The 12,019-nt window shown below is 52.1% G+C and carries 9 protein-coding genes; 4 read left to right on the forward strand and 5 right to left on the reverse strand.

Features of this window, described 5'->3' with window-relative positions:
• Positions 1-129 precede the first annotated feature (129 nt).
• On the reverse strand, positions 130-2,427 hold the full coding sequence (locus A7E48_RS11225) for an RNA polymerase sigma factor (RefSeq protein ID WP_068169166.1): 2,298 nt from the start codon (positions 2,425-2,427) through the stop codon (positions 130-132).
• A gap of 823 nt (positions 2,428-3,250) precedes the next feature.
• Here A7E48_RS11225 and A7E48_RS02810 point away from each other — a divergent pair.
• Complete coding sequence (locus tag A7E48_RS02810) at positions 3,251-3,754, forward strand: Fur family transcriptional regulator (protein ID WP_141669357.1); 504 nt, start codon at positions 3,251-3,253, stop codon at positions 3,752-3,754.
• Between the two features lie 100 nt (positions 3,755-3,854).
• On the opposite strand, the gene A7E48_RS02815 is transcribed toward A7E48_RS02810, so the two are convergent.
• Positions 3,855-5,183 carry an SseB family protein gene (locus tag A7E48_RS02815; RefSeq protein WP_068169168.1) on the reverse strand — a complete coding sequence of 443 codons (1,329 nt, stop codon included), beginning with the start codon at positions 5,181-5,183 and terminating at the stop codon, positions 3,855-3,857.
• Positions 5,184-5,476: 293 nt separating this feature from the next.
• On the opposite strand from A7E48_RS02815, the gene A7E48_RS02820 reads away from it, so the two are divergent.
• A complete protein-coding gene (locus tag A7E48_RS02820; RefSeq protein WP_068169169.1) occupies positions 5,477-6,838 on the forward strand; it encodes a DUF6882 domain-containing protein in 1,362 nt (453 codons plus the stop codon).
• Between the two features lie 66 nt (positions 6,839-6,904).
• Positions 6,905-7,912 carry an EamA family transporter RarD gene (gene rarD / locus A7E48_RS02825; protein WP_068169170.1) on the forward strand — a complete coding sequence of 336 codons (1,008 nt, stop codon included), beginning with the start codon at positions 6,905-6,907 and terminating at the stop codon, positions 7,910-7,912.
• 107 nt (positions 7,913-8,019) lie between these two features.
• Here the strand turns inward: rarD and A7E48_RS02830 are convergent, their stop codons facing one another.
• The 3 genes from A7E48_RS02830 to menD are packed head-to-tail and all read right to left on the reverse strand — an operon-like array spanning position 8,020 to position 11,642.
• A complete protein-coding gene (locus A7E48_RS02830) occupies positions 8,020-9,090 on the reverse strand; it encodes a polyprenyl synthetase family protein (protein ID WP_068169171.1) in 1,071 nt (356 codons plus the stop codon).
• Between the two features lie 25 nt (positions 9,091-9,115).
• Positions 9,116-9,826 (reverse strand): demethylmenaquinone methyltransferase, encoded by a 711-nt coding sequence (locus A7E48_RS02835; protein WP_068169172.1) that lies wholly within the window; start codon positions 9,824-9,826, stop codon positions 9,116-9,118.
• 55 nt (positions 9,827-9,881) lie between these two features.
• On the reverse strand, positions 9,882-11,642 hold the full coding sequence (menD, locus tag A7E48_RS02840; protein WP_233125949.1) for a 2-succinyl-5-enolpyruvyl-6-hydroxy-3-cyclohexene-1-carboxylic-acid synthase: 1,761 nt from the start codon (positions 11,640-11,642) through the stop codon (positions 9,882-9,884).
• Positions 11,643-11,788: 146 nt separating this feature from the next.
• Between menD and A7E48_RS11555 the strand changes: the two genes are divergently transcribed.
• The coding region (locus A7E48_RS11555; protein WP_369796752.1) for a hypothetical protein at positions 11,789-12,019 on the forward strand (231 nt) is incomplete at its 3' end.

The raw sequence follows: 12,019 nt of genomic DNA on the forward strand, positions 1-12,019 counted from the left end.
ATTTTAGGCTCTCTTTCTCCACGTTTCAGCCTCGGTTTATTACAGAGTATCGATAATGATTGAACAAAAACATCATGTTTGCTCAAAACGAAGCGAGAGACAGGATTATCCTGTCTCTCGCTTTATGTCTTATCGGCACTGAATGTAGCTGATATGGTCCACTCCATAGATCGCTGTCAACACATACGTTGTGTATATAGAGTTGAGGGCCTTCTCAGGAATATACCGATACATCACATGTGTGTGACCATGATCCTGGTATCGAATCAGACACCGCTTATTGGTTGCAACGTTTTTCTGATCGAAATCGTGCCAAGGAACCGCCTGGGACCACGCTTTGAAATCTGCCCCGCTATACCATTGGGGAACTTCACCTGGGTTATCAGGGATAACCGGGATAACGGGGTTCTCGGGTTCAGTAGGTGTAACCGGCTCGGTAGGATCAGTTGGCGTAACCGGCTCGGTAGGATCAGTAGGTGTAACCGGCTCGGTAGGATCAGTAGGTGTAACCGGCTCCGTAGGATCAGTAGGTGTAACCGGCTCCGTAGGATCAGTAGGTGTAACCGGCTCGGTAGGATCAGTAGGTGTAACCGGCTCGGTAGGATCAGTTGGCGTAACCGGCTCGGTAGGATCAGTAGGTGTAACCGGCTCCGTAGGATCAGTAGGTGTAACCGGCTCGGTAGGATCAGTAGGCATTGCTCGATCCGCAGGTGTGATGGGATCCACTGGCGCGACAACGGGGTCTGCCTTTTCTGCAGGTGCTTGGGTAACAGGGGCTGGAGGCGCAGCCTCGGCAGGCACTGTGTCTACAGGAGCTGCAACTTTAGCCTCAGCTTCAGGAGGATTCTGAGCTTCAGCGACTGGGGCAGCTTCTTCGGTAACGATGCGAGGAGCAGTTTCGTGACCAGGGTTATCTGCGAGCGCCTCACCGGATGAACCAGTTGCTGTTCCTACGGCTGAAGTTACCGCACCCTCATCAGCCATGGACGAATCATTCGCAACAGATCTTCCCTCCGAAGATGGAGACTGGGATGAAATCGCAACTAAACTCTCATTATTTGTTGCCTGAGCAAGACTACTAAGAGCGTTCTGTCCGTCTTCTGATGCGAGCAACGCCGATTCAACGGCTTTCAGCACATGTTCGTTTGCAGATGCAGTTACCAAGGTAGGTAAAGCAGAAAGATCTTCGCCGCTCCCTTGCGAAAGTCCCTGAGCCAGGGATTCCAAAACAGGAACATCACTGCTGCGTATGGATTCATCAGAAGAGAAGCCACTAAAGGGATTCGATTCAAACTGACGCCCCAGCGGCGAAGGCTTTTCAGTTTTCTTCTGGCTAGGTGTCTGCTGAGTTTTCTGATCTGGAATCTTGGTAGAAAACCCTTCTGCAGTAATTTGCTGAGCATCTTGATGCGCTGGTTCGCTCATCGCCACACCGCCCACCACTGCAACTACTGCCGCAGTTAAAGTTGCGGCACCCGCAAGGATTTGGCTGGGCGTGCCCCAGCTCCTCGGAGAAAGAAGAGAGAAATTAGAACCGGTAGCAAATGCAGAGGAAGCAGATGCATTTTCTGCAGAAGAGGTTGTTGCGTTTGAACCGCTCTGAGTGCCTCCCACCGACGCCGCCGCAACAGGCGCAATCAACGCAGAGCCGTCCGTCGTCCAGATAGAAAGTCCAGCCAAAACTGGGAAGACCCAGCTACGCATGGACTTATTAATACCGACTAGAGAAAGATATTCGGAGGTGCAGTAATTGCACGTTTCCATGTGTGAGCGCAGAGCGTCTGAACGTTTCTGACTGAGCGATCCACGCACATAGGGGCTGATATGAGAAGAAAATCGGTTACAGTCCGCCGTCGCAGGGGCATTCTGGTGGGCACGAAGAAAACCTTCTTTGAGGCTTTCTTTAGCGCGAATCGCAAGGGCTGACACAGCATTGGGGGTGAGGTCCATTGCCGCGGCAATTTCACGTGGTTTCTTTGCTTCAATCTCGCTCATCCACAGCACGGTTTGCCATCGTTCAGGCAAAGAAGTGAACGCGGAAATTACTTCATCAGATTCGTGAAGTTGTACCACGGTTTCGTCAAGGGTTCCCATTGCCTCAAGATGTTCTTGCTCGCTGGGGACTTCCTTCTTCGCCAGCAGCCCGTATTCCCCCGCTAGATGCGCGATGGTGGTAGAGAGGTAGCCGCCCATATAGGAGTGGGGACCTTTACCGTTTTTGAGTGCTTGAAGGATGCGGGCAAAAGATTCAGAGACAATATCATCAACCCGGTTGATATCAGAAGTGTGTTTAAACGCAATAGCACGAGCCATAGGGTAATAGCGCTCATAGAGTTCTCCATAAGCTTCAAGTTTGCCCTCGAGAACCGCCAGTAGCAGCGCTTCATCAGTTTTTCCTGACGCGGCGAGCGTATGTTGCGTTTGCATTTCTTCAGTCCTGTGCCGTGGTGATTCTTCAAAGAATCGATTCAGATTGTCAAAGTGTGCGAGCCCTCTATTTCCCCAACTTGTCGCTACATCTTTAGATATCAGCCCAGAGGCTGTGCAACATTTTAGAGGACACATTTCTAAATATACCTGAAGAGGAAAAAACTAGAACCCGACTTAAGTATTAACTGTGCAAACAAGAAAGAGCCCGCGCTCCCAAAAGCGCGGGCTCTTATCGGGGCAATGCACCCGAAGGTACATTGCCTTCCATCTCTCCATTGAGCTGGAATCTTCCCTTTTCAACCGAAGAAGTTGATTGCGAGTCAACTCTGGTCGAAAGGTGTAATGAGCAATTTCGGCTCCCTATGAGCACCCAAGTGCTTCTTTTCCGATCTTGCATTCCCTATTTTCTTGTGGCTCCTGTTCCCTAAATGAGGAGCCTTACCTTCGCGTTCTTCACCTTCGCGGGGGCGTGGGTGGCGAAGACTTGATTGTTACCACCGGTGCGACGAGATCTTTTCTCGAAAATGGCACATACATCAAATCGTTGGCGCGAAGCCCGGTTTTTACGCCGTCACTAGTTAAGAGCGAATTACGCACAAATCATGACGCGAAAATCTGAGAAATTTTCAAAACTTTTTAAAAATTTAGCAGAATTGTCCCCTGACTAGGGTAAATACTGAAAAATTAAGTTTGAAGAAATTTTATTTTCCGCTCGCAAGCCACCTCTCGCAAAGGGCCAGCCTGCTATCAAAGTTGTTATTCTGAATTATTCACAATAGACTATTTTCTTACTACTAACCCGACCGAGAAAGACTATGCGATGAAATCACTCATGCTCACACCTGAGATACTGGCTGAAGCATGGACCACTACATTGCGAGCTAAGGGTCGGCGAGTCACCAAACAACGTCTTGCAGTTCTTAACGCGGTTCAAAACCACCCGCATGCAACTGCCGAAGAAATTGTGCAGGGTGTACGCCAAGAAATTCCCACCATTACGGTTCAGTCGGTCTATGTTGTTCTCGCCGATTTAGTAGAAATCGGCATGCTCCAGCGTTTTGAACCCCCAGGGACTCCCGCTCTCTACGAAACCCGCACGGGAGATAACCACCACCATGCTTTCTGCATCAGATGCGGGAAAGTAGAGGACGTCGACTGTGCGGTGGGAGCAGCGCCTTGCCTTACCCCCAGCGACTACCACGGGATGGCTCTCATTTCAGCGGATGTGCTCTATCAAGGAATCTGTGTCCGTTGCCAAACAGATTACGAGGCAGAAATTGCCGAGCAGCAGCAACGTCAAGCTCAGCAGCTTCGCGACCCCTAAAGAACTTTACAAATAAAAGAGGGTAGCGGTAGGAATTCCTAGCGCTACCCTCTTTTCTCCTACTGACGCTTCATACCTGAATTATGTGCAGGCTCTATCCTTATGCTGCGGCAGCCGACACCACAATCGAAATCAGTTCACGAATCTGCTTCATGGGCAAGGTCGCTGAAGGATTCAAAGCGTTGATACGAACCGCGCTCACACCCAGTTGATCTGCAAACTTAAGAACATCTAACGCAGGCGCAGAACGAACCTCTAGAGACGGATCCAAAGCTGCGATTTCAGCCGCGGAAGTAAAGACCAACATAGTATCGGGCTCTTGATCTGCAGGCACTGGAACAAATACAGGTGAATCCCCTCCGGGATGTACACCCATCAGCAACACAGCACCTGGAGCAACAAGCGATGCCAGAAGAATCTGCATATTACCGCTCATCAAAGCATTCTTGGTTGCATCATTATGAGGGGTCTGTAGCACCCAGCCCACCTGCGGTTTTTCGATAAAGCACTCATGGGGAGCACCTGGATCGATCACAATGACATCGCAGGTTTCATCCGCCAAAAACTCCCGGAAAACTTTTCCAGCATGGTCGCGCAAGATAACAGGTTCGGACTCTGCATTATGACGTTTGTATTCCTCAAACACATACTGAGAGCTGGAGTACAGGCACAGTGCGCGCAGACCATTGTTCAAACGCAGAACGCGGTAGCGGATAGTAGACTGCGGCCCCATCTTCTGATTTCCCAACGGAACAAAATCAGAGTCAGAAATATCGAGGAGAACTTCTCCGCCCAAAGAAGCCCGCAGAACGCTGATGACATTCGCGTCGTTTCGGATGCCTTCGGTACGTGCCAACGCCGTAGAAAGATAAGAATTGGGAATCTCAAACTCAGGCGCTGCAGAAGGCGAAGAGGTCTCAGAGACCTCAGCCAACCGACGTCCATTCAAACGTTGGCGGCCCCACTCAGGAATCTGGTTCTCTTCGCGGGGGAAATCAGCTAAATGCGCACGCAGCTCACGAGCGGTCAGACGTCCTTCGCCCTCCCAGTCCTGGGGCTCATCTTGACGGTTGTAGGCCGCCCCAATTTCATATTCAGGCTCAGGCCAGTTCTTTGCTGTGACGACAACGGTTGCAGTAAACCAGGTGCCTTCACGCTCGTCGTAGGCACCATGCTGCAATTTTTCGATCTCAGGAATCACAGGAGATTCTTTTTTCAGCGGCCCAATGCTGCCTACAAAATCTTGATCATCACGAGATTCCGTAATGCGTACAAAGATTTGCTCGGACAACGGCTTGATATCTAAGACCAGCTCATTCCAACCTGGCTCAGCTTTAACGGTGCTCAGAAGCCAGCTTCCAATCTGAACGAGAGCCTCTTCAATCATGGCTGGTCGTTCGGAAGCTTGATAACGAGGTTTGTGATTCATCTTGTTCTTTCTGGCCGAGTGCAAGCGGTGTCCCTGAGTGCTGTGATGTTCCCTGACTCTTGATACTGAAGTATTATCCCAAGAATTACTTCAAAATGAGGCCTACCATCACTCAACTTAAGTATGACTCTTTCGAATTTCAGCCAGCACTTAAGGCTACAGGATGCCCCCTACTTAGAAGGCTGGTTGGGTTTCGCACTGTACCAGCCCTATTCAAGATTGGTCTGTTTTCGCTCTCCCTTTTCAGCGAAATGACCCGCTGAAATGCAGTTTTGGTTGCTAGCCTTAATAACATGACTAAAACACTGCAGGATTTGATTGACGAATCAATCTTTATCTCCACTGAATACCAGGCGCGTCTGGCTGAAATTAGCAGCGGCTCAGAGTGGACCGTTGATTTCGCTGCCCCGTCTTTCACCCTTCAGTCTGATAGCTCCGTGACTCTGACCCCTTATCTTTTGGGTACTGAGTCTGAGAACCGCGGATCCTGGATCTGGTCCTGGCAGGAACTTGGACATTTCCCCGATACCGTAGTTTCAGCGGCAATTCAGGCTCGTGAAGCTGGCGCACAACACGGTATCTCCGAGCTCACCACCGACGAACTAGTTCTCTCCGATGGTCTAGCTCGCCGTCTGACTCTTGCCTCCAAAGCTGTCACCGGTTTGTACGCGCACTACCCCGTCACCGCTGGCGCCGGAGTGCGGGCATGGATTTTGGTAGATGGGGAGGCGCTAGAACTCGAAGCTCCTACGGTAAACCGTATGGGTCGAGTAATGGCTGAATCCCTCAAAAACAACACCATTGTCAACCAGCAACGTGCCGTAGATTCATACGCCCGTCTGCGCGGTGCTCACATTGCCTGGGACACTGAGGCAACTGCCGTCATCACTGCAACCGACGGTGCGCTGCGTCTGTGGTTCGACAACGGCAAGATTTCCGGCATCGAAGGCGCAGAGCCCAGCGTTGATTCCCACGAACTCAACCGCTGTGCACAGCACGCGGCGCAACTGCGCGAAAAAATGACTGCGGAGCGCCAGGAAATTGAGCGCATCGCTGCCGCTGAAGCTGCACAGCAAATTGCCGCTCGCGAGGCTGCTCACGATGCAGAAGTACGCGAACGTGCAGAGGCAGAAGCTCAGGCACAGGCCAAAGCACAAGAAGCAGCCCGTCTGGAAGCTGAAGCTCGTGAACAAGAAGATAAGAAGAAGGAAGAACTTCCCTCTACCGTCGCCACTCCTCAGCCCGAGACCGAGACTGTAGAAGATGTCGAAGGTGTCACCACTACCGATCGCGTCTACCCCCATGCCGAGCAGCCCTACGACCAGGACCCCAGCGAAAACGCCGAACCAGGTCGTGTTACTACTTCTGGACTTTCAGAAGAAGAACTTGTCTCAGAATCTAAGGAAAGCGAAGATCGCTACGACTCCTCAGCAGAATCAGAGACCGCTGCTGAACAGCGCTATGAAGAAGCTGAAAAGCTTGCCCAGGAAGACGTGGAAGAGGAGCTCGAAACCGAGCGCCGCCGTCCTTCACCCTTCCGAGTAGCCGGTTCAGCTCCTGACCTTGAAGCTGAACGCGCCGAGGCAGACACTGAAAAGCCTGTCAAGGAAGAAAAGGAAAAGAAGGGCTTTTTCTCCCGTTTCTTTGGTCTGTAAGAACACCATGAGAAGTCCCGGTTCTACACGAACCGGGACTTTTCTGTCTAAGTAAAAGGAAAATAGATGACGCAACGGGTTGCTGCTGATAAAAATTCCGCAGATCTGTTGGCAACGGGTTACCCTTCAATCTTTGCCACTCACCTGCTGTGGGGCATGTTGCCGCTGTATTTTGCGCTCACCGCGCCGGCGTCTGCTGTTGAGGTGGTAGCAGCCCGTGTGTTGTTTTCTATCGTCTTTTGTTCCTTGTTCTTGAGTGTGCTGAAGAATGGGTGGAAGAATCTCTTTGCGCTTCTAAGAAATAATAAGGTTATCTTTGCGCTCACTATTGCCTCCCTTTTGATTGGGTGCAACTGGTTGCTCTACGTACTGGCAACCACTAGCGGGCATACTCTGGACGCCTCGCTAGGTTACTTTATGAATCCCTTAGTATCGGTTCTACTGGGAGTTATCTTTTTAGGCGAGCGGCTCCGCTTCATGCAATGGACTGCAGTAGGTATAGCCGCCTCTGGGGTGATTGCCATGAGCGTCCTTTACGGACATGTTCCCTGGATTGGGTTAGGTCTTGCCACCACATTTGGTCTGTATGGGCTGGTCAAAAGCAAAGTGGGAAAACGAGCTACCCCACTTCATTCATTTGCGGTGGAGTCAGCGTTACTTGCTCCTCTGGCAGCAGCGTGCATGGCGTTTCTAGCTTTTCGAGGAAGTATGACGCTTTTTTCTACCGGGGCAGCCCATTTCTGGATTCTGGCGGCTTCGGGTATCGTCACCGCAGTTCCGCTACTTCTCTTTGCTGACGCCGCGTCCAAGCTACCCCTGAGCGTGGTAGGGATGGTGCAGTATATTAACCCCACCATTCAGTTTCTGATTGCTCTCTTTATCTTTGATGAACGTTTGGCGCCCATGGAATGGGCAGGTTATATCGCAGTTTGGATTGCGTGCATTCTCTTCACATTTGATGCCGTCAACTCGTCGCGAGTCACACGCCGGGCAGAAAAAATTCAGGACGTCGCTGCTACCGGTTCCCTGGGAATAATTGACATCGACCGGGCGGATCGCTCAGATCATTGCTAGCCTCAGCCAACCCCTCCTCAGAAATAAATAAAGAAGGGGTCACACCGAACAACGGTGTGACCCCTTCTTAGAGGGCAGAACCATCTCGCGATGGAAGAAAGAAAAGTCTACGCTTCACGATGTACTACAGCGTGAGCGAACGATTTGAGTGCCTCTTTAGCGGTGGACTCTGGCAGCGGCTCAATAGCCGCAATAGCGTCGTCGGCCCACTGATAGGCAATATCCCAGGACTGTTGCGTTACTGCGTGCGCAGACAGGGCTGATACAGCTTCCTCCAATGCCTCATCGGTAGAAAGGTCACCCCGAATAATTCCCTGGATTCGAAGTGCTTCGACGTCGCCCGCCGCGGCCTGCCGATCCAACAAAATCGTAGGGAGAGTCGGGATGCCTTCGCGCAAATCGGTGCCGGGCGTCTTACCGGAAACCTTTCCTTCGCCGGTGACGTCAATGACGTCATCAGCAAGCTGGAATGCAACCCCCACGAGTTCACCATAGCGGCCGAGCATCTGCACAACAGACTCAGGAGCACCAGAAAGCGACGAGCCATAAAGACCAGCAGCAGCAATCAGAGAACCGGTCTTCCCCTCAATCACCTTGATGTAGTGACTCAAAATTTCTTCATCGGTATCGGGCCCGGTTGTTTCAAACAACTGCCCCAGTACTAAGCGTTCAAAGGTCGTCGCCTGGATGGTCATCGCACGCTGACCCAAATCGGCAACTATTCCTGATGCGCGGGCAAAAATAAGATCGCCGGTAAGGATAGCTACCGAGTTGCCCCAGATATGCTGGGCGGTATCGACGCCTCGACGTTTGGGAGCATCGTCCATGACATCATCATGGTAAAGCGTAGCGAGATGGGTCAATTCCACGACCACAGCGGCATCCAGCACCTCATCCGAGATTTCACCGCCTGCAGCCGCTGCCAACAGAGTCAGCAAGGGGCGAACGCGCTTACCGCCAGCGTTGAGGAGGTGGCGAGAAGCAACATCAGCGATGCGAGAGGTTTGTGCGACTGCCTGTTCGAGGCGGTTCTCAATCTCTGCCAATGACTCAAGAATCTGTGGGCCGAGCTTTGTGTCTTGCGCAATAACTTCAAAACCTCGAGGAAGCCTGAAGTCAAAATCGCCATAGAGCTCAGTTGCTGAACCGGACTCTGAGGGGTGCTGGGTATCAGTCACGATGGGGTTTCTTTTCTTCTCGTGCTTAATAATTGCTGAGGGCTGAAGGCTTGAAACCGCGGTGGATTGCCACGATTCCGCCGGTGAGGTTGCGGTACTGAATGTCCTGCCAGCCGGCTTCGCTAAAGCTCTGAGCCAACTGGTCCTGAGAAGGCCAGGTCATAATTGATTCCGCTAAGTATTCATAAGACTCAGGGTTTGACGACGCAGCACGCGCTACCGGAGGAATAGCCTTCAGAATGTAATTCTTATACAAGGGGCGGAAGGCTTTAATCGTCGGCGTGGAGAATTCCAACACTACGATGCGTCCGCCAGGCTTGGTCACGCGGTACAACTCGCGCAACGCCTTCGGATAATCTGCCACGTTACGCAAACCGTAAGACATGGTGACCGCGTCAAACTCGTTATCTTCGAAAGGAAGATTGGTGACGTCCGCCTGCACAAAGGTAATGTCGGGGCGACGGCGGCGTCCAACAGCCAACATGCCCTCGGAAAGGTCTGCAGCCACGACGTCTGCCCCGGCGTCCGCAAAAGGAACTGACGAGGTACCGGTGCCGGCGGCAATATCCAGAATTCGCTGCCCTGCCGATGCTTCAACCGCTTTAACGGTATGACGGCGCCACCGCAGGTGTTGCCCGCCGGACATCAGACCGTTCATCAGGTCATAGCGTTCCGCTACCTGATCAAACATAGAGGCGATATCAGAAGTTTTTTTATTGAGGTCTGCACGATTCACTTTGCTATTGTTTCACGTTTATCTGCAAAGCTCACGGCGGGTTCGCATTTCTGCCTCATGAATTGCATGACCTTCGCCTATTTTCCGCCCTCTTGCGAGGAAACACGGTGTGAATATTCACGGTAATCCCGTTGTGTTCTCCAAAGGCGTGTGCCACATCCTGCAGGTTGACTGCATGCGGGGTAGTGAAGAATCGTTCAACCGTCGCTGAGAAATCGGGGTGTTTTCCTAATTGCCCGTGTTCGAGAGTTGCGAATATCCCTCCGCCGTTGTCGTCGAGTACGTCCACGGTGAGGTGGGGTTTTTTCTCTAAGGGACCAATGTTCATCGACGAGGCGTCGTGCAAAAAGGTGATGTCGCCACACAGAATTCGAACCGATTGGGCTGGCTCTCCGTTCAGCGCTGAGGCAAGCGATATGCCAGCACCCACAGAAAGTGTCCCGTCGATTCCTGCTAGACCTCGGGACGCAAAGACCTGTGGCACAGGTTGTCCAGCAGATCTAGCAGTGTTCCAAGGGGCGATGATATCCAAGTCCCGAATCAAATTCGAAGAGCCACAGAGCAGCACTTCACCGTTATTCGCCGCAGCTTCCCACGAGGATAAAGCAAGCGACATTCCAGCTGCCCGACCGTTATTCTTACCGGTGGTTCGGTACCTGCGGACTTCATCCATCAAATCTTCATGGACAGCGCGTCCAGCATTTTGCCAAGCGTTGAGCCAACTCTCACCGCCTTGGACCGTCAGATCCTGCGCAGAGCCGGCAAATTGCGCAAGTTCCCTCAGGTCGCTGATAGGTTTCTCAGCCCTTTGCCCCGGCTCAAACCACGACGGCGCTGCTGGGGTATATACGGCTTTTTCCAGCGAAGGATGCTCAAGTAAAGCGGTAATCGGTCGAGATAGGGTGGGGTGGCCAAAAAGCACCACTCGTTCAATACTCTTCCAGAGTTCACTGCCCTGCAGAGCCCGATAGGACAAGACCGCATTCTGCGCCCCAGTAAGACCCGCTGAAGGCTCAGCAAAAAGCGGAAGAGCTAAGGACTCTGCAAAGTCTTGGGCTATCTGACCTGCAGAATCCCCTGCAATGACCACAGTTTTATAACCGGTGGAAACATCTGGAATATCTTCTAGGACCTGTACTTGCAAAGCAGAGGCCTGGCTCATCGGATGAGAAGCTGAGGCGACGTCGTCTTTGAGCGAACGAGCCCATTGGGTAAGGATTTTCCCCAATTTTGCCGGGGGTGTGAGCGGAGTATCGAAAGCTAAATTGAGGTGCACCGGTCCACGAGGGGTTGAGGTGTTATCGCGCCACTGACCATCTTTGCCAAATGCTACCGACAGTGCGTGGGCAAGAGCTACCGTTTGCGCTCCGGATTCATCGTGGGGATAGTCGGTCAGATCAACTTCTGCACGCACAAAGGTGCCAAATATTCCCGGTTGAGTAGTGGTTTGGTTGGCGCCACTACCCCGTAGTCGTGGAGGACGGTCGGCACTCAGAACGACGAGCGGAATGCCCGAATGGTATGCCTCCATGACGGCGGGCATGAGCTCCCCCACTGCGGTTCCGCTGGTGGTAACGATGCCCACCGGAGTGGCTGATTTTTTCGCTAGACCTAATGCGAGAAAGCTCGCGCTGCGTTCGTCGATACGAACATGGCTAGATACCACACCATGGGCATCTAACGCTGCCAGCGCGTATGCCAGAGGAGCACTGCGGGAGCCCGGGGAAATCACCACATGCTCCAGGCCTGCTCGCACCAACGAATCGAGGACTGAAACAGCCATCATCAAAGAATCAGGGAAAGAAGTATTGCTCACCTTCCCAGTCTATACAGTACCCTTTATTGCATCGGACACCGTAGTTAAATAAAAAAGCCCCCGAGTTTTGAACTGCTCCCCATTAGTTGGACTGAGAAATCAGTTTCTAACTAGTGGGGAGTATTTTTTTGAGAGCACGAAGTTCTTTGAGTGAATCTCAGCGCGAGCAGCTCGTTGATTTGTTTGAGCAAGGGCTGGGCTATGCGGCAGCGGCTCATCGGTTAGGAGTTGGCCTCTATTCTGTAAAGAGATTTGAGCGTCGTTTCAAGCTGCATGGCAGACTATGTCTTGTGGAGAGACCAACTAAGCAGCACTTTTCCTTCGAGGTGAAGAAGGAAGTCGTCGATCGGTTCATTGCCGGCCAGTCCAAGATGGAA

Origin of the sequence: Rothia sp. ND6WE1A (assembly GCF_001683935.1) — a bacterium.
Classification (GTDB): Bacteria; Actinomycetota; Actinomycetes; order Actinomycetales; family Micrococcaceae; genus Rothia; species Rothia amarae.

Excerpts from the sequence above, each read along its gene's own strand:
- A7E48_RS11225 (WP_068169166.1), bottom strand. The coding sequence starts at position 2,427 with ATGCAAACGCAACATACGCTCGCCGCGTCAGGAAAAACTGATGAAGCG.
- A7E48_RS02810 (WP_141669357.1), top strand. The coding sequence starts at position 3,251 with ATGAAATCACTCATGCTCACACCTGAGATACTGGCTGAAGCATGGACC.
- A7E48_RS02815 (WP_068169168.1), bottom strand. The coding sequence starts at position 5,183 with ATGAATCACAAACCTCGTTATCAAGCTTCCGAACGACCAGCCATGATT.
- A7E48_RS02820 (WP_068169169.1), top strand. The coding sequence starts at position 5,477 with ATGACTAAAACACTGCAGGATTTGATTGACGAATCAATCTTTATCTCC.
- rarD (WP_068169170.1), top strand. The coding sequence starts at position 6,905 with ATGACGCAACGGGTTGCTGCTGATAAAAATTCCGCAGATCTGTTGGCA.